Origin of the sequence: Aquimarina penaris (genome assembly GCF_040786285.1) — a bacterium.
Classification (GTDB): domain Bacteria; phylum Bacteroidota; class Bacteroidia; order Flavobacteriales; family Flavobacteriaceae; genus Aquimarina.
In genome coordinates this window covers 37553-56885 of record NZ_JBFMKQ010000004.1, presented here as the reverse complement: position 1 = coordinate 56885, position 19333 = coordinate 37553, and the positions used below count along the sequence as shown (strand labels likewise).

20 protein-coding genes are annotated in these 19333 nt (G+C 34.3%); 17 read left to right on the top strand and 3 right to left on the bottom strand.

Going from position 1 to position 19333, the window contains the following annotated elements:
* Window positions 1-59: 59 nt before the first annotated feature.
* Entirely contained in the window at window positions 60-2579 is a 2520-nt protein-coding gene (locus tag ABW637_RS17130) for a M20/M25/M40 family metallo-hydrolase (protein WP_367585955.1), read from the bottom strand.
* Window positions 2580-2832: 253 nt separating this feature from the next.
* On the opposite strand from ABW637_RS17130, the gene ABW637_RS17125 reads away from it, so the two are divergent.
* From ABW637_RS17125 to ABW637_RS17090, 8 genes are all read left to right on the top strand, one after another.
* Window positions 2833-3336: a GbsR/MarR family transcriptional regulator gene (locus ABW637_RS17125; RefSeq protein ID WP_367585954.1), complete on the top strand. Its 504-nt coding sequence runs from the start codon at window positions 2833-2835 to the stop codon at window positions 3334-3336.
* Between the two features lie 92 nt (window positions 3337-3428).
* Window positions 3429-3869 (top strand): hypothetical protein, encoded by a 441-nt coding sequence (locus ABW637_RS17120; RefSeq protein WP_367585953.1) that lies wholly within the window; start codon window positions 3429-3431, stop codon window positions 3867-3869.
* 11 nt (window positions 3870-3880) lie between these two features.
* The gene (locus tag ABW637_RS17115; protein WP_367585952.1) at window positions 3881-4762 is read left to right on the top strand and encodes a methyltransferase domain-containing protein; all 882 of its coding nucleotides are present in this window, start codon (window positions 3881-3883) and stop codon (window positions 4760-4762) included.
* A 7-nt stretch (window positions 4763-4769) separates the two neighbouring features.
* Window positions 4770-5681 carry a TIGR01777 family oxidoreductase gene (locus ABW637_RS17110; RefSeq protein ID WP_367585951.1) on the top strand — a complete coding sequence of 304 codons (912 nt, stop codon included), beginning with the start codon at window positions 4770-4772 and terminating at the stop codon, window positions 5679-5681.
* A 3-nt stretch (window positions 5682-5684) separates the two neighbouring features.
* Window positions 5685-6152 (top strand): SRPBCC family protein, encoded by a 468-nt coding sequence (locus tag ABW637_RS17105; protein ID WP_367585950.1) that lies wholly within the window; start codon window positions 5685-5687, stop codon window positions 6150-6152.
* 119 nt (window positions 6153-6271) lie between these two features.
* On the top strand, window positions 6272-6826 hold the full coding sequence (locus ABW637_RS17100; RefSeq protein ID WP_367585949.1) for a sigma-70 family RNA polymerase sigma factor: 555 nt from the start codon (window positions 6272-6274) through the stop codon (window positions 6824-6826).
* Between the two features lie 6 nt (window positions 6827-6832).
* Window positions 6833-7096, top strand: a complete 264-nt coding sequence (locus tag ABW637_RS17095) for a hypothetical protein (RefSeq protein ID WP_367585948.1) — start codon at window positions 6833-6835, stop codon at window positions 7094-7096.
* A gap of 40 nt (window positions 7097-7136) precedes the next feature.
* A complete protein-coding gene (locus ABW637_RS17090) occupies window positions 7137-7391 on the top strand; it encodes a hypothetical protein (RefSeq protein ID WP_367585947.1) in 255 nt (84 codons plus the stop codon).
* On the opposite strand, the gene ABW637_RS17085 is transcribed toward ABW637_RS17090, so the two are convergent.
* Entirely contained in the window at window positions 7380-8207 is an 828-nt protein-coding gene (locus tag ABW637_RS17085; RefSeq protein WP_367585946.1) for a UbiA prenyltransferase family protein, read from the bottom strand. The genes ABW637_RS17090 and ABW637_RS17085 overlap by 12 nt on opposite strands.
* A gap of 134 nt (window positions 8208-8341) precedes the next feature.
* On the opposite strand from ABW637_RS17085, the gene gcvP reads away from it, so the two are divergent.
* From gcvP to ABW637_RS17040, 9 genes are all read left to right on the top strand, one after another.
* On the top strand, window positions 8342-11197 hold the full coding sequence (gcvP, locus tag ABW637_RS17080) for an aminomethyl-transferring glycine dehydrogenase (RefSeq protein WP_367585945.1): 2856 nt from the start codon (window positions 8342-8344) through the stop codon (window positions 11195-11197).
* 70 nt (window positions 11198-11267) lie between these two features.
* The gene (locus tag ABW637_RS17075; protein ID WP_367585944.1) at window positions 11268-11633 is read left to right on the top strand and encodes a group III truncated hemoglobin; all 366 of its coding nucleotides are present in this window, start codon (window positions 11268-11270) and stop codon (window positions 11631-11633) included.
* Window positions 11634-11754: 121 nt separating this feature from the next.
* Window positions 11755-12813, top strand: coding sequence for a 3-oxoacyl-ACP synthase III family protein (locus ABW637_RS17070; RefSeq protein WP_367585943.1), 1059 nt, complete (start codon window positions 11755-11757; stop codon window positions 12811-12813).
* Window positions 12814-12899: 86 nt separating this feature from the next.
* Window positions 12900-13433 (top strand): class I SAM-dependent methyltransferase, encoded by a 534-nt coding sequence (locus ABW637_RS17065; RefSeq protein WP_367585942.1) that lies wholly within the window; start codon window positions 12900-12902, stop codon window positions 13431-13433.
* A gap of 451 nt (window positions 13434-13884) precedes the next feature.
* On the top strand, window positions 13885-14736 hold the full coding sequence (locus tag ABW637_RS17060) for a glycosyltransferase family 2 protein (RefSeq protein ID WP_367585941.1): 852 nt from the start codon (window positions 13885-13887) through the stop codon (window positions 14734-14736).
* Window positions 14737-14820: 84 nt separating this feature from the next.
* On the top strand, window positions 14821-15384 hold the full coding sequence (locus ABW637_RS17055) for a TetR/AcrR family transcriptional regulator (protein WP_367585940.1): 564 nt from the start codon (window positions 14821-14823) through the stop codon (window positions 15382-15384).
* Window positions 15385-15446: 62 nt separating this feature from the next.
* Window positions 15447-16193, top strand: a complete 747-nt coding sequence (locus tag ABW637_RS17050; RefSeq protein ID WP_367585939.1) for an SDR family NAD(P)-dependent oxidoreductase — start codon at window positions 15447-15449, stop codon at window positions 16191-16193.
* 26 nt (window positions 16194-16219) lie between these two features.
* On the top strand, window positions 16220-16516 hold the full coding sequence (locus tag ABW637_RS17045) for a carboxymuconolactone decarboxylase family protein (RefSeq protein ID WP_367585938.1): 297 nt from the start codon (window positions 16220-16222) through the stop codon (window positions 16514-16516).
* Window positions 16517-16588: 72 nt separating this feature from the next.
* Window positions 16589-17650, top strand: coding sequence for a flavin monoamine oxidase family protein (locus ABW637_RS17040; RefSeq protein ID WP_367585937.1), 1062 nt, complete (start codon window positions 16589-16591; stop codon window positions 17648-17650).
* Here ABW637_RS17040 and pafA read toward each other — a convergent pair.
* Window positions 17642-19282, bottom strand: coding sequence for an alkaline phosphatase PafA (pafA, locus tag ABW637_RS17035; protein WP_367585936.1), 1641 nt, complete (start codon window positions 19280-19282; stop codon window positions 17642-17644). The two genes, ABW637_RS17040 and pafA, sit on opposite strands and share 9 nt — an antisense overlap.
* Window positions 19283-19333 lie beyond the last annotated feature (51 nt).

Sequence of the window (19333 nt, the reverse complement as noted above, 5' to 3'; positions counted from 1 at the left end):
AATAAAAAAAGGTGCTTCAGTTATATTGAAGCACCTTTATTGTTTTTTATCATTTAAATTTATCGAATCACTATTCTTTTTGTTATAGTTTCTTCTCCCTGAGTTTCAACTTCAATAAGATACATCCCTGATTTCAAAGATAATTTTTTAGCCGACACCTTATTGGCTCCATTATTCAATTGAATTTTAGATATTCTTTTTCCTGAAATCGAATAGATAAAAGCAGTTACCGTATTAGCGCTTTTATTAGCTACATTAATTACAAAATTATTTATTGTTGGATTAGGACCTACTGTTATTGTAGATAAAATCCCTTCTTTCGTATTTCCAAATACAGGAGTAACAGCACCCAAATCAGTAGCTTTTACAGATCTACCACAAGAGCCTTCGTAAATCTTTATATTGGAGAAAACAGAGGTATTACCGCTTCCTGCATCATTATCATTAACAAATACCAATCGATTCATAGTACCAGTATAGAAATCCCCAACAGGAATAGTATATCTTTTAGTACCACTTGAATAATTATCATAACTCGTTACTCCATAATTTTGAGTACCATGTACCTTAAAATATCTATTCGCTGTTAAGTTGTTATCATTTTCGAAACCAATCCCATGGATTTCTCCCTGAGAAGAACTACTAAAATCAAATTCTATTACCGTTGACGCAGTTACTGTATAATTTAAGGAGACAGATTTCCAGGTATTATTTTGTAAAGATAATCCTGAGCCACCATCTATAATTGTGTAATCCCCTGCATTGTCTTGATTAGAAAAGGATGTAATTGTTAGACTATTAAAATCTAAAGAATCACAGTTCCCTGGCCCCGGATCTACAACAGATTCACCTACACTTACATCATCAATAGTAATATCTCCTTGCCAGCTATTTCCTGTAACCGCATTAAATCTAAGTTGCACAGGAGCGCTTTGATAAGAAGAAAGATCAATGCTTGCTGTATTCCAACTACTGCCTTGAGATCCAGATTTGCTAAAAACATTAGTCCACGTACCCCCATTATCTGTACTTGCTTCAACAGATAAATTACCTACTGCATCTCCTTGCATATGATATTTAAAAGCTAAACTTGGGTTTGATAATGCGCTTATATTAAAACAGGGAGAGATAAGTATTGCTCTCTTGTTAGGAAACCCATTACCGTTACCGGAAGCTTCAACATAGATATAAGAAGATCCTTCTGCAGCACTACTTGGTCCTGTTCCATTTGATGGAGTTCCGTTAGAATCAATTGTCCAGTTTAAATCATCGTTTGTCGCTTGTTGCCATGAACCGATGGATCCCTCGAACCCTTGCTTATAAGGAAAAGCAGAAATAGCTGTTGTACACTCACTAGGTGTAGGTCCACCTGTTACTCCGTTTGAGATTTCAATTAAATATTCTAATGCCAGCTTTGCGAATTTAGCTGCATGAGTTGCATTAGGTGTGGGTGAGCGATCAAAAGTATCTCTGGTAGTATGTATATTAGGATTACTTTCATTAAATGTAGCCTCAAAAGGAAAAGCCACATCATAACCTTGTTGTGCCCAACTATAATGATCAGAACAACCATAGTTACATTGCGAAGTCCCATAGGTAAGTCTATGCGTTCCTGATGCATTATAATAATTCATTAACTCTATAAGAAAATCATTTAGAGTGTCGTCATTATAAGAGTCTGTTGATACATAAATATCATTAGTAGAGCCTTTATAATTAGTCATATCTAATTGCATATAGCTTACTACATTTACATTACGTCTTTTGTAATCTTCGGCGATTTCTTTAGACCCTCTAAGTCCAACTTCTTCTGCAGCAAAAGCCATAAATTCCATTGTTCTTTTAGGCTTAAAATTCATTGAAAACAATACTCTAGCTGCCTCTGTTATCGTAGCAATACCTGATGCATTATCATCGGCTCCAGGGGCATTGTTACTATTTCCACCTCTGGCGGTAGAATCTATATGCCCTCCGATGATTACAAATTCATCTGGCTCTTCTGTCCCTGTTATAGTCATCACTAATGAAGGCATGTTAGTACTTGTATGGTTTACAATTCTTACCGATACATCACTACGACCTGCAGCTAAACCTTCCCATTTCGTTTTTAAATCCAAAACAGCTTGTCTTGCACTATTAGTAGTATGATACCGTGATCCATAATTTTCTAATTCCTGGATCTGATTGGCTATATTAAAATTGTTTACCAAATCAAGACTTTGTCTTACCAGTGCGTCTTGTGTAATTGAAAAAACAGCTCTTTGCGCCCTAGCTGACTTTTTATTAATGTTTCCGATCGAAGAAAGCGCATTTTTTTCTGAAGTTTCGTAGATAAATCCAGGTCCGTGAACCAATACCTTATGATGTAATTCTTCAGCCGCATTATGACTAAGCATTACCGCACTATAGCCATTATTGGAGCTTATAATTTTAATGTCTTCGGGATGATCAATTTTGAGCCCCTGGGCATCCCTGGTTTGCATAGTCGCATAAAACATATTTTTTTGTTCTTGTGCGTAGCTATAGCTAAAGAATAAGCATAGCAATCCTACTGAAATAATTAAATTTAATTTTTTCATTATTATATGAGTTTGTGTTAGTAGCGTAACTTACGCAAAATCAAGTTTTAACAAAAATGGATAGTCCACAAAATAATAACTGGATTACCCCATCTATTAAACAAGGTAAAAGCAATTAAGTTTCAATATTTTTTGAAAGTTTAATATTTTTTATATATTTGTACTATTAAAACAGACCTTATTATTTGAATCAATGCGATCAAATTGATCTTAGCAAGTTTCATTTAACTATTAAAAATTAATACTAGAGCAGATGAATTACGATGAGGCAAAAAATAAATTTATTTCAACATGGGGAGCTCTAGGGACTTTGTGGGGAATTAATAAAGCTATGGCGCAAATTCATGCTCTTTTATTAATATCGCCCGAACCTCTTTCTATGGAGGATATCATGGAAGAGCTGCAAATATCCAGAGGAAATACAAGTATGAATTTACGTCAATTAATGGATTGGGGTATTGTTTTTAAAGAAAATAAAATGGGTGAGCGTAAAGAGTATTTTACTTCCGAAAAAGATGTACAGGAGCTGGCAAGACAAATTGCTAAAGAAAGAAGTAGACGAGAGTTACAACCTACAATCAAAGTTTTAAATGATGTTTCTAACATCCAAGAAGATGGGACAGCCAATACTACAGAGCTTATTAAACAAACCAAGGCATTGCACGAAATGGCAGATACACTAGACATTCTAATGAATAAAGTTGTTGGACAAGATCATAACTGGATCACAAAAGCATTGGTTAAACTAATTAAATAACAATTTTAAACCCTTAAATAAGAAAGGAGGAAATCTCCTTTTAATTTTCAACAATTCTTTCAATTTTTTCTGAAAGTTTAAAACATTAAAAAATGAAATTAAACATTCCCAACTGGCTTATTATTATTGGCGGCATCGGCCAAATATTTACTGCATTAATATATCCTTATATCAGGCATCAGGTTTTTGATTGGTACAATGATGTAAAACAATTAAAACCCCTTAATCAGGAAATAGCAAAAACCTATGGCAGATATATCCAAGGGCTTAATTTTTCATTTGGGTTGATAGCGATCGTACTCACCTCTCAATTAAAAGAACAATCTGCTCTTGCCATAGCCATAACAGGATTAATCGCAGCGTATTGGGTAGGTAAGGTTGCAACCCAAATTGCTTATTACCCCATGTATGAAATTCCTAAAAAGCTAATATTTAAGATAGGTAGCTATTTTATGAATTGCTTATTTATACTCTTTGCAATAGTATATACACTATTATTAATCCACAATTGCATCGGGTTTTTCAACTTGTAAACTTTAAAGATATGAGCACACTTACCATACTACAAAAACTAAAACAAAGAAGATCTGCTACAAAACGTAATATCATACAATTCTATGATGAAGCTACAGAAGATTATGAATTTTGGAGCAAGGATTTTAATATGCATTTCGGATATTATATTCCTTTTAAAACCAATCTGTTTAGACGAGATTCTATGCTCAATGAGATGACACAACAAGTTTTTAATCGACTTAGTGTTTCTGTAAGAAACTCTTTGGTTGCTGATCTGGGATGTGGGATCGGAGGCGCTATGCAATATGGACTAAGAAAATATCCGCTATTAAATATTATTGGGGTTACACTATCCACATTTCAGGTAAATGAAGGTAATAAAAGATTGAAACATAAAAATGGATTGATCCTAGAAGAAAATTATTGCAACACTTCATTTAAATCTAACAGTATCGATGGAGCCTACGCCATAGAGAGTTTATGTCACTCTGGTCATGATAAACAAGCGTTACAAGAAGCTTACAGAATACTGAAACCTAACTCTAAATTAGTAATCGCAGATGCTTTTCTTAAGAAAAATGAAGAACAACTCTGCATTGGAAGTAACTATTGTTACGAACAACTATGTAAAGGATGGAGTCTCGAAGGATTGGGAAGTATTAGCGAAGTACAATGTAACTTAGAAAAAATAGGTTTTAAAAATATTCAAATCGAAGATATTTCTTTTAGAGTAGCTCCATCGGTGCTACACGTGCCTTTTGCCATCACAGGATTTATTCTTAAAAAATTATTGAAAAGAGAAAATCTAAAACCCCAAAGCTTGAAGAATCTTAAAGGCTCCTTATTTGCCCTTCTTTCAGGATTACATATGAGGAGTTTCGGGTATTATCTAATTACAGCAGAAAAATAAAGAACATATGAAAAAAGTAATCATTGCAGCCGGAACTGGTTTCTTGGGAAGAATACTAATAGAATATTTTAAACCTAAGTCGGAAATCATCATCATTCTAACTCGTGGAAAAAGCAGAATAGAAAATAATATTAAGTTTATTAATTGGGATGCTAAAACTATTGGGAACTGGAAAAATGAACTGGAAAACGCTGATGTACTCATCAACATGACCGGCAAATCAGTGGATTGCAGGTACACTAAAAAAAATAAAGACTTAATATTAAATTCTAGAATAGAATCTACAGCAATTTTAGGAAAAGCTATTAAAGAGTGTCACAATCCTCCCAAGGTTTGGCTTAATTCTTCTACAGCAACCATTTATCGCCATTCGTTAGATAAAGAAATGGATGAAATATATGGTGAGATCGGAACTGGCTTTTCTGTTCATGTGGCAACATCTTGGGAAAACACATTTTTCGAACAACAAACACCAAAAACCAGAAAAGTAGCGTTGAGAACTTCTATTGTCTTAGGAGACAATGGCGGTGCTCTTCAACCTATAGTAAACTTAACCAAAATTGGGTTTGGCGGAAAACAAGGCCATGGAAATCAAAAATTAAGTTGGATACATGAAATAGACTTTGCCAGGAGTTTAGAATTCATTATTAATAATCCAGAAATCACAGGTGTTGTTAATATTGTATCGCCAAAACCTACAACAAATCAAGTATTTATGAAAACTCTTAGAAAGCTCATGAAAATTTCGTTTGGGGTATCATTATCAAAACCAATATTAGAATTTGGAGCTCGCCTTATTAAAACCGAAACCGAATTAATACTTAAAAGCCGGAATGTGGTTCCAAAAAAGCTTCAAAATCATGGTTTTGTTTTTCAATATCCAAATTTAAAAAATGCTTTACACAATCTTACTAGTTAATTTATGATGACCACTATTCGTCTCAAAACGTATATAAAAGCTCCTATCAAAGAAGTTTTTGATGTATCCCGAAGTATCGATTTTCATTTACATTCTGCAAAAAAGACTAAAGAAAAAGCCATTGCAGGTATTACTACCGGATTAATTGGATTAAATGAAACCGTAACCTGGAGAGGTAAACATTTTGGTATCTACCTTACTCACCAAAGTAAAATTACCACTTTTGATTCACCAAATCATTTTACCGATGAAATGATAAAAGGGCATTTCAAATCCTTCAAACATCAGCATATTTTTCAAAACAAAGATGCAGGGACCGAAATGACAGATATACTTCATTATGAAACTCCTTATGGAGTCTGCGGCAAAGTCTTTGATAAAATAATTCTAAAAAAATACCTTACTACATTTCTTACCTCGCGAAATAGATCTATAAAATTATATGTAGAAGCAAAAAAGCTAGAGAAATAGCATCGAAACACCTATTTGTAAGGATTTATATACTAGCCTTATTCATTATTGAATAGTCAAAGCATATTAAGATTCAACTTTTTATCCTATTTTTGGTGAACGCAACAATAGAAATAACAATGTCAACAAACACCATAGACCCCAATTCATGGGTGGATAAATACAGTGATTATCTTTTTAACTACACTATTGTAAGAGTTGATGATAGAGAAATCGCTCAGGATCTTGTGCAAGAAACATTTTTTGCCGGCCTTAAATCCATGAAAAATTTTAAAGGCGAAGCCAGTGAACGAACCTGGTTGATTTCTATTCTAAAAAGAAAGATTATTGATCATTATCGCAAAATTAACAGTAATAAAGGCAAAGCTGAAGTTAGAATAAATTACACCACAGATTCTGAAACCGAAGGGGATTGGTTAGAAGAACGAGTAGCGGATCCCTTTGACAAAAATGCCGAAGGCGATATTGAAAATGAAGAGCTTGGATTAGCAATACACAATTGCATGGGTAAATTACCAGAAAAACAAGCGCAGATTTTTCAAATGAAAACAATTCAAGGTTTTGATACCGAAGCCATTTGTAATGAATTCGATATTACTGCGTCTAACCTATGGGTTATTATCCATCGAGCACGTACGGCAATGGCTGAGTGCTTAGAAAAAAATTGGTTTTAAGAAATAATGAGTAAGGAAGAAAATAAAAACGGAATATTTGTAAGTTGTTCTGATGCTAATCACTTCTGTGATAAGAATCAGTATAAAGAAGCTACTTTTTGGGAAAAAGTAAAGCTGAACATACACCTAATATATTGTAAAGCCTGTAGAAAATATTCTACAAACAATACAAAATTAACTAAGTTGGTTAAAGACCCGAAAGTAATTAGTATTAATCAATATGAAAAGAATGCAATGAAAGAACGACTAAAACAAAAAATGAAAGATTAATTAAAAATATCTCAATAAAAAAGAAGTACCTAAAATCGTAATGAACAGCACTAATAAGTTATTTGTATCCTGCGAAGAAGCAAAATATATTTGTGATAAAAATCAGTATGGAGAAGCTTCGGCACTAGAAATTGTAAAGCTCAATATTCGATTGATTTACTGTAAGGTTACGCGTGCCTATTCTAAAAGAAACACGAAGCTTACAAAGGCCATAAAAAAATCTGATATTCATATCATTAGTTTGCCTCAAAAAGAATCGATGAAACAAAGATTAAGAGAAGAATTAGCTAAATAAGTTTTGAAGTGTCAGCAGTATAGCAAACCACATTATAGGAACACTTTCTACCCAAAAAGAGCAATAATATTTAGATTGAGATCTCTCTGTACCCCACAAAAACAAAAGGCTAATTACAGCCACTAAGATTGTACTTAAAATCTCTATTGAAGAGAGCATATCTTTTATAGCAGTCAACAACAAAAAAACCACTAGCAAAATACTCCCAAAGACTTTAGTTCTCGTTATCCCTATTTTTTGTGGAATTGTTTCTAATGTTTCTGCATCATATTGAAGATCTCTTATTTCGAAAGGTAACATCAACACCACAACAAACAAAAATCGTTGAATCATTTCAATTAAAAAGTCAAAACTTAACTCCCCATTGGCATAGATCATCGGGATCAATACAGTAGCTCCAGTCCAAACCAATCCTATAATAAAAATTTTAATCCCAGCTACACTCCGTAAATTTTTTTTATTCGGAAAAACTGGTACTGCATACAACACCGTTAGGGCGATAAAAGGAATCATATATAGTAAAGTATTATAAGATACCTTAAAAGCAAAATACACAAAAAACACACTGCACAATAAAGTTAATACGCGAATCCCTTTCATAGATTTGGTGAGCTTTCTATGATGAAGTTTAGAAACCTTAGAATACTTAACAAAATTATATGCCGCTATCGAACCTAAAAAACTAAAAAGAAGAAATGTGTTTCCATTAGTAATTTCGAATTTAATAAATGTAACTTGTACTAAAGCACAAATTGCCAAAGCAACATGAATACTGCTATTAATATAAAATCTAAATATACTTTTTAAGGCTTCCACACTACAAATTTAGGGTAATCTGTTAATAAGACCCGAAATTGGTTAAAAACTTGATGCCTTTGGGTTAATTAATTGTGAAATTTTTTACAATTAAATGTGTACTTTTGCGGTCTCAATTTCAACTGTTTTTCGCTATGAAAACTGACTCATTTAAACTGCGTCACATAGGTCCATCAGAAAAGGACCTGGACAGCATGTTAAACACTATTAAAGTAGATTCAATAGATCAACTCATCTTTGAAACTGTTCCCGATGATATTCTTTTAAAAAAATCTCTCAATCTTGCTTCTGCAATGAGCGAACAAGAATATTCGGCACATATTCAAAAATTATCTATCAAGAATAAAGCGTTCAAAACCTATATTGGTCTTGGATATCACGAATCTTGTCTACCAGCAGTAATACAACGTAATATTCTAGAAAACCCAGGTTGGTACACTGCTTACACACCCTATCAGGCAGAAATTGCTCAGGGTAGATTAGAAGCTTTGTTGAATTACCAAACTATGATCTGTGATCTTACTGGTATGGAACTCGCAAACGCTTCTTTATTAGACGAAAGCACAGCTGCTGCTGAAGCAATGACTATGCTTTATGCAGTACGCTCTAGAGATCAGAAAAAGAATAATGTTAGTAAATTCTTTGTTTCTGAAGAGATTTTACCTCAAACACTTTCCTTATTAAAAACACGAGCAATACCTTTACATATTGAATTAGTGGTTGGAGATCATGAGCAATTTGATTTCTCTACCGAGTTTTACGGAGCTATTCTTCAATATCCCGGAAAATCAGGCCAAGTATATGACTATGCTGATTTTGTTAAAAAAGCACATCAAGCTGAAATCAAAGTAGCCGTAGCGGCAGATATTTTGAGCTTAGTATCTCTAAAATCACCAGGGAGTTTTGATGCCGATGTTGTAGTTGGAACTACACAACGATTTGGTATCCCGCTAGGATATGGAGGTCCTCATGCCGCTTACTTTGCGACCAGAGAACAATACAAAAGAAATATTCCAGGCAGAATCATTGGGGTTACCCAAGATACCAATGGAGATCGTGCATTACGAATGGCGCTTCAGACCAGAGAGCAACACATAAAACGTGATAAAGCTACATCTAATATTTGTACTGCTCAAGTGCTTCTGGCGGTTATGGCTGGAATGTATGGAGTATATCACGGCCCAGAAGGTTTACAATATATTGCATCAAAAGTTAATGCATCGGCTGCAGAACTAAGCAACGTATTGAAAAACTTAGGTTTCGAACAGTTAAATACTGCATATTTTGACACTATTCGTATAAAAGCAGATGCCACTAAAATAAAAGAAATAGCAGAAGTGCATGAGGTGAATTTTTATTACCCTGATGCTACTACAGTTTCTATATCTATTAATGAGGCAACTACTATTGAAGATCTAAATGTTATTGTTTCTATTTTTGCTAAATCTGCAGGAAAAGATACTCTTCAAATCAAAGAAATCCAAAGCACAGATAATTTAGATCAAGGTCTTAAACGAAATACAGAGTTTCTAACAAATGATATATTCAATACATATCATTCTGAAACAGAATTGATGCGTTATATCAAAAAGTTAGAACGCAAAGATCTTTCTTTAAACCATTCTATGATTCCTCTGGGATCATGTACTATGAAACTAAATGCAGCTTCAGAAATGTTGCCACTTAGTGATCCGCAATGGGGTAATATCCATCCTTTAGTGCCTATAGAGCAAGCCCGGGGATACCAGGAAATATTAAAAAAACTAGAAGATCAATTAACCGAAATTACAGGTTTCGCTGCCACATCATTACAACCTAATTCTGGTGCTCAGGGAGAGTTTGCCGGACTAATGGTGATTCGTGCATATCACGAATCCAGAGGAGATCATCATCGTAATATTTGTTTGATCCCATCTTCGGCTCATGGAACCAACCCAGCCTCGGCAGTTATGGCCGGAATGAAAGTAGTGGTTACTAAAGCCACCGAAGAAGGTAATATTGATGTAGATGATTTAAGAGAAAAAGCTCTTAAGTATAAAGACAATCTTGCAGCTTTGATGGTGACCTACCCTTCTACCCATGGAGTATACGAATCAGCAATTAAAGAAATTACCAAAATTATTCATGAGAATGGCGGGCAAGTGTATATGGATGGAGCCAATATGAATGCCCAGGTTGGATTAACCAATCCAGGTGCCATTGGCGCAGATGTTTGTCACCTAAATCTTCATAAAACCTTTGCCATACCTCATGGTGGTGGTGGACCTGGTGTAGGTCCTATTTGTGTTGCAGAACAATTGGTTCCGTTTTTACCGGGTAATCCAATTATACCTACAGGAGGAGACCAGGCGATTACTGCAATTTCTGCTGCTCCCTGGGGATCTGCCTTAGCATGTTTGATATCCTATGGGTATATTACTATGCTTGGTGCAAAAGGGTTAAAAGAAGCTACCGAATATGCAATTCTTAATGCTAATTATATCAAAGAGCGTCTGGATGGTCATTATAGCGTACTGTATACAGGAGAAAGAGGAAGAGCAGCCCATGAAATGATTATAGACTGCAGACCTTTTAAAGCCAATGGGATTGAAGTTACCGATATCGCAAAACGTCTTATGGATTATGGTTTTCATGCTCCTACGGTTTCGTTTCCGGTCGCTGGTACTATTATGATAGAACCTACCGAGAGTGAAAGTAAGGCAGAATTAGATCGTTTTTGTGATGCTTTACTCTCTATACGGCAGGAAATCGCAGAGGCTAGTACAGACAAACCTAATAATGTGATGAAAAATGCACCACATACCTTAGCAATGCTTACAGCCGATAGTTGGGAATTTCCGTATTCTAGAGAACAAGCAGCATATCCCCTATCCTATATTGCCGAAAACAAATTTTGGCCATCTGTACGTCGTGTAGATGATGCATATGGAGATAGAAATTTAATATGCACCTGTGCCCCTATTGAAGAGTATATGGAGGCTGAAGCCTAAATGAATTACCAATAAAATTGAAAAGAGGTAACCATAAGTGTTACCTCTTTCTATTAATATCAAATATATCGTGAACGACATTACTTCAAGAAAAGATATAGAATTCATCATGAAAACTTTTTATAGTAATGCATTCGCAGATCCTTCGATAGGAATATTCTTTACAGAAATAGCTAAAATTAACCTCGAAGAACATCTTCCGCAGATTACGGATTTTTGGGAACAACAGCTATTCAGAAAAGGAGATTATAAAAAGAATGTACTTCAGATTCATAAAGATTTAAGTAATCAAAAAAAGTTAGAAAAAGTTCATTTCGAGACTTGGCTATCACTATTCAACAATGTAGTGGACACCCATTTTAAAGGAGAAAAAGCAAATCTTATCAAAACCAGAGCCTTATCTATCGCCACAGTGATGCAATTAAAGATAAAATAAGCACTATCAAGTAACCTTTTAATCTTTAAAAATCAGGTTAGGCATCGTAAATTATGTTATGCATGCATAACATGTAACTTTTTTACTTCGTATCTTATTATAGAAAACAAAATTAAGAGTAATGAGTATCAAGATAACAGGTACGGGAAGCTATATTCCCAAAGGGATTGAAAAAAATGAGGATTTTGAAAATCATTTATTTCTTAACGAAAACGGGGACCAAATACAGCATTCTACAGATGTAATCATAGAGAAGTTTAAGAAAATTACAGGTATTGAAGAGCGTAGATATGCCTCTACTCAACAAAATACTTCTGATTTAGCATTTCTTTCTGCAGAAAAGGCAATTGAAGATGCAGGAATTGATCCAGAAACTTTAGACTATATAATAGTAGCCCATAACTTTGGCGATGTAGATAAAAATTCATCACAAGCAGATACTGTACCCAGCCTTGCTTCACGAGTAAAACACAAACTCAAAATAAAAAACCCATATTGTGTAGCCTACGATGTGCTATTTGGATGCCCTGGGTGGATAGAAGGAGTAATACAGGCACAGTCCTTTATTAAAAGTGATATGGCCAAAAAGTGTCTTGTTATTGGAGCAGAAACACTTTCTCGAGTAGTAGATAAACATGACCGGGATTCTATGATCTATTCTGATGGAGCGGGAGCCTCTATAATTGAAGTCACAAAAGATTCGGGCGGTATAATCTCTACTATAAGCGCATCGTACACCCTAGAAGAAAGTAATTTTCTATTCTTCGGAAAAACATACAACAACTCCTCTGAAGACCATAATAAGTACATTAAGATGTATGGGCGAAAAATTTACGAATTCGCTTTAAACCATGTGCCTCTCGCAATGAAAGCGTGTTTAGACAAAACCGATTTTGATATTGCCGATGTTAAGAAAATATTGATTCATCAAGCCAATGAAAAAATGGATGAAGCTATAGTAAAACGATTCTATGGCTTACACGACCAAGAAGTTCCCAAAGGAATCATGCCCATGAGCATTAAAAAATTAGGAAACAGTAGTGTTGCCACTATCCCTACACTATATGATCTTATTTTAAATGATAAAATAGAAGATCAATCGATTAACAAAGGAGATCTTTTATTATTTGCCAGTGTAGGAGCTGGTATGAATATCAATGCCTTTCTTTATCAAAACTAAACCCTTTTATAAAATTCTATGCATTGCACAGATAGTAATGTTAGTAATTGTCTATTTTTACAATCGTAATTATTGACTTTACCATTATGTACGAAGGAACTTTTCCTCATAAAAGATATAAAAACACATTAGAATTCCTTAGAAAAAATGTATCTGCACCGGCAAAAGTGCTTGATCTGGGTGTAAGAAATCCATTTGTAGACTTTATGGAAAAAGAAGGATACACGGTATCTAACACTTCTGGTGAAGATCTGGATCTCAACACAGAAGCTGTAAAAAATGATGATGTTGAAATTGTTACTGCTTTCGAAATTTTTGAACACCTTATTGCTCCTTTTAATGCACTAAAAGATATCAAAGCTGATAAGTTAGTCGCTTCGATCCCTCTAAAACTATGGTTCTCTCCTGCTTACAGAAGCAAGACCGATCCCTGGGACAGGCATTACCATGAATTTGAAGATTGGCAATTTGATTGGTTGCTCGAAAAAGCCGGATGGGAAATTAAGGACCGTCAAAAATGGACGCACCCTATTAAAAAAATTGGATTTAGACCTTTATTACGACTCTTTACTCCAAGATACTATATTGTTTATGCCGAAAAACGAGTAGTTAGTGAGTAGTAGTTAGTATCGATAGAAGATTATCTTACGATCAGTATACACAATCTCCTTACTTCTTGGTATAATGTATAAAATTAGATCTTAAAAAAGATATCATCAATCCATTGTGCCTTTAGATATTTTTTAACCAAAATCCGCCAATTCGAGTGTTTCGACTTTAGGAGAAGTGTACTTCGACTGGCTCAGCAGAGCTATCGAGAATAGGATTATTGGTTAAAAAAAGCTATTCTCGATACATTTTGTCTTCTGTCATCTCAAGCGAAGTCGAGAGGTCATTACGCAAAATACTCGAATTGACGCTTTTTTTGTAATGATTTTTCTAAATGCACAACGGGTATCATCATTATTTTTAAAATTTTATCCTAAATTTATTCATCCAAAATGTTGTTTATAATAATCTGTGTAAATTAATATTCATGACAACCAACTACCTACTAATATCTAACTACTATTGAACATTTGTATAATCATACCCGCTCATAACGAAGAACGTTTTATTTCTAAAACCTTAGTATCACTCGTTTCTCAAACCAAATTACCAAAAAAAATAGTGGTGGTTAATGATCATTCTACCGATACTACCGAAGATATAGTAAATGAATTTATAAAGAAGTATGATTTTATATCCCTAGTAAATACAAATTCTTCTGAAGAACATATGCCCGGTAGTAAAGTAATCAATGCTTTTTACAAGGGATATAAAACTCTTGACTCTAAAGCAGATATCATTTGTAAATTTGATGCAGATCTAATTTTTCCAACTAATTATTTAGAAAAAATTACAGCGCATTTTAACGAAGATAAAAGTATCGGAATGGCAGGTGGATTTTGTTATATTGAAAAGAACAATACATGGGTTTTAGAAAGTTTAACCAATAAAGACCACATCCGTGGTGCTTTAAAAGCATATCGTAGTGATTGTTTTGATGACATCAATGGCATTAAGCCTGCGATGGGCTGGGACACTATAGATGAACTTCTGGCTCAATATCATAATTGGAAAATTAAAACCGACGAATCCCTTCAGGTAAAACACCTAAAACCAACAGGAAACACCTATAATCCAAAAGCAAAATATAAACAAGGTGAAGCTTTTTACAGAATACGATACGGATTTTGGATTACTCTAATTGCTTCAATTAAATTAGCATTACTAAAAAAACGACCTCAACTCATCACAGATTACCTGGCAGGTTTCTTTAAGGCTAAAAGAGAAAAACAAACCTTTCTTGTTTCCAAAGAAGAGGGAGATTTTATCCGTAAACTTCGTTGGAAAAAAATAAAAAGAAAATTGATTAAATAGCAGAATATCATGCTCATTTGTTAAAATAGATCTAAAAACAGACAGACTTGTCTGTTTTTGAAAATTATTTATTAGATTTGTCCTATGAAACATTCTTTAGTAAGACAACATATTATAAAAACAGCTTCAGAATTATTCTATAGAAAAGGATATAACCTTACCGGAATAAATGAAATCATAAAAGAAGCTGGCATTGCCAAGGCTACCCTATATAATCATTTTGCATCAAAAGAAGACATCTGCCTGGCCTACCTTAAATATCGTAACGATACATTTATACACGACATTAAAAATTTTGTCGATAATGCCGAAAAAGGAAAAAAACAACTCTATGCGCTATTTTACTTTCTTCAGGAGTTTTTTGATCAAAAAGACTTTAATGGGTGTTGGTGTCTAAATACTGTTGCCGAAATCCCACAAGAAAATCAAAAAATAAGAAAAGAGATTCAAAAACAGAAAGAAGAGTTTATAGTATACATAAAAGGAATAGTAGAAAAAAACTACAGTCAAAATTCTGATCAGAAAAACGAAGCACTGGCGAAACAAATTTATTTAATATACGAAAGTGCTATTTCTGAAAGCAAATTGCATCAAGACAAATGGCCAATACATGCTGGATTGAGTCTTTGTGAAAATATATTGAGCTAAAAAAATTTAATCTAAAAAAGACAGACTTGTCTGTTCATTTATTAATTTTAATACATCTAAAAATGACACAATTTAAAAACAAAACCGCTTTAGTAATAGGTGGAACTAGTGGGATTGGTAAAGCAACTGTTGAAACTTTACTTAAAGAAGGCGCTACCGTTCATGTAGTAGGAAGAAATGTATCTAAACTTGAAGATGCAGAAAATGTAATTAAGCATCAGGTTGATATTACAGATACGTCTAGCGTAAATGAGTTGATTACTAGTATTTCTGGATTGGATCGTCTGGATTATTTGGTAAATGCATCTGGGATTTTTGGCCCAAAGGCATTCCTAGATCACACTGTAGAAGATTATGATTCGTACCAGGATCTCAATAGAGGTTTCTTTTTTATTACCCAATCGGCAGCCAAAAAGATGAAAGAAAACAACAGTGGATCCATCGTTAATGTAGGCTCTATGTGGGCAAAACAGGCAGTAAAAGCTACTCCTTCTTCTGCTTATTCTATGCAAAAAGCAGGATTACATTCTCTTACACAACATCTAGCTATGGAGTTGGCTGATCATGGTATTCGGGTTAACGCTGTATCACCAGCCGTAGTAGAAACTCCTGTTTACGATAGTGTCTTTGGAAGCGCAGAAGAAGCCAAAAAAGCATTAGTAGGATTTAATAATTTTCATCCAATAGGAAGAAATGGTACCCCTCAAGATATAGCCAACAGCATTACGTTTCTTTTATCTGATCAAGCCTCTTGGGTTACAGGAGCTATTTGGGATACTGATGGCGGTGTAACAGCGGGAAGAAACTAACTAAAAAAAGAAGAATTATGTATGACATGAATAACCTAAAACAATTAGGGACACTTGGCAAGAATGCAGAAAAGGCTATGAAAGCATTTCAAGCTTTTGATAGTATCGCATTAGAAGAAGGAGCTATACCGATAAAGTATAAAGAATTAATGGCGGTTGCAGTGGCTCTAACCACGCAATGCCCATATTGCTTAGAAATACATAAGAAGAATGCCATAAAAGCTGGTGCCACTCAAGAAGAACTAGCAGAAACAACTTTTGTTGCTGCCGCTTTACGAGCTGGAGCCGCTGTAGTACACGGCACTCACCTTATGGGACAATAAGAACACTATGATAACAAAAGTATAGAGTAAAACTTCTGTTCTTGAAGCTTTACTCTATATATTTATACGAATATGAAATCAGAAGTAATCATTATTGGTGCAGGATTAACGGGCTTACTACTTGCATATAGGCTAAAAAAAGAAGGGATTTCTTTTAAGATTTTAGAATCCAGAAACAAAATTGGCGGAAGAATTAATACAGTGTTATCGGGTAATGAAACCACAATAGAAATGGGAGCTACATGGCTAGGCACACAACATCAAGATCTACTAGGGCTTTTAGATGAATTAAATATTCCGGTTTTTGAACAATATATGAAAGGAATAGCGCTTTTTGAGCCTCTTTCTACTGCTCCTCCACAGAAATTTGAAATTCCAGATAATCAAGAACCAAGTTTTAGAATACAAAAAGGATCAGAAACCTTAATTCATAAACTGGCTACATCTTTTAATAAAAATGATATTATTTTAAATTCAAAAATTCACCATATCGATTTTTCGGAAGATCAAGTCACTTTATATTCAGGCAATACGGCATATTTAGCAAACAAAGTAGTTTCTACATTACCTCCTATGCTTTTGGTAAATAGTATTACCTGTAATCCGGCATTACCAACTCATCTTGTTACAATTGCCAATAATACGCATACCTGGATGGGAGAATCGATTAAATTTGGAGTTTCTTATACAAAAGCTTTCTGGAGGGAAAATAATTTTTCCGGCACTGTATTTAGCAATGTTGGGCCTATTACCGAGTTATACGATCATTCTAACTATCAAAATGATCGATTTGCTTTAAAAGGTTTTTTACAAAACGAAATGTATTTAGAAACCACAGAAAATAGAAAAACCAAAGTCTTTAACCAACTACAAAAGTTATTTGGAGATAGCGCTTTAGACTATTTAGAATATGAAGAACTCGTATGGAAAAATGAGCAATACACCACAATTCCGACAGACCACTTTATATTTCCACATCAAAACAATGGCCATTCTGTGTACCAACAAGGATTTTTCAATAACAGCTTATTTATTGGCGGAACAGAAACTGCGGTTCAATTTGGTGGATATATGGAAGGAGCTGTAAAAAGCGCTCAATCCATATATCAAAAACTAAAACAAGTATTACTCTAATACAAAAGGCAACACATCCCCTGTGGCTCCATTCGGAAAAGTAATCCCTAACAAAGCAGAAATTGTGGGTGCTATATCGGTAATATGTGTTTTTTGAGTAGTACTTCCTTTTTTAATTCCTTGTCCAAAAAACAATAATGGAGCGTGCGTATCGTATATCAATCCACTACCATGGGTAGAACCAGTTAGAGAATACATTATCGTAGCCGGATCCAACACCACAATTACATCCCCACTTCTCTTTTGATTAAAGCCTTTTTGAATTAATGCCGCAATTCCTGAAGTATAATTAACAGATTCTAACTGTTTTCTGGTAAACACTTTATCAATTTGATCTTCTTGCAGAACAAAATGTGCTATTGAATTCTGCAAATCTTCAGCATTCACAGTATTTTTAGCCAAAACTTCATAATTGAAAAACACTTGATTGTTTGACATATTTTCTATCAAACCCTCTACTTTAAATGTATTTTTTACAAATGTCTCCACTTTAGTTTTAAATGCATTGGTATCAAAATATCCAGCCGGAATTTTAACCGATTTTAGATACGATGGAACATGAACCGCTCCATGATCTGCAGTTAAGAAAACAGTATACTGCCCCTTACCCACTTTCTGATCAAGAGCATTTAAAAAACGTTCTAAATCTTTATCCAATCGTAAATACGTATCCTGAATTTCTTTTGAGTTTACTCCAAAATTATGCCCTACATAATCGGTGCTCGAGAAACTTACTGTTAAAAAATCTGTTACCTTATCTGATCCTAATTGCTCTCCTTCAAGCGCTGCAATAGCAAAATCTGCAGTTAAACTATTTCCGAAGGCAGAGGATTTAACAATATCATACCCGGCATTTTGATCCTTAAGCTTAGTAAAATCATAAGGGAATGTAGCAGTTTCTTTCCCTTTATATCCGCCTTCGAATTTGTTCTGGTCGGCTCCACTTTCTTTATACGTATTGATGTCATACAGGGTATTCCATACTTTAAAATACGACTTCGCCTTTCCTGATTCATTAAATTGCTGAACCCAATCTGGTAACTCCTCACGATAATAGGTACTGGTAATCCATTTTCCTTCATCCTTTCCCCTAAACCAATATGCACCGTTTGCAGTATGTCCTGCCGGAAGTATCGCCCCTCTATCCTTTATAGCAATACCAATAGTTTTTCCTCTTAATTGCGTGTGTAATCTATTTTGATCTGTAACGGTAGTGGTTTTCATTCGATGCGGCGACATTCTTTCTAAATCACTATCAGATCCTACGGCTTTTACCGAAGAGTCACTTGCACAATACACAGTTTCTTTACTAAATTTATCATACCAATTGTTAGAAATTACTCCATGATTTTGTGGTGTGGTACCTGTAAATACCGATGCATGACCTGGGCCTGTATAGGTAGGAACATAATTAAAGTGATTGTTCTTACAATTAAACCCCTCACCAATCATACGTTTAAAACCACCTTCTCCAAACCGATTATAGAATCGTGTTATATAATCATACCGCATTTGATCGACTACAATACCTACAACAAGTTTTGGTGAGGTATTGATTTTATCCATTTCTTGCGCATTACAAGGAATAAAAATTATCGATATTAATACGATCAGGAATACTTTCTTTATCATTACTTTTATTATTTATTCAGCAAAAATAGCATTTGTACAAATGTAAAACTT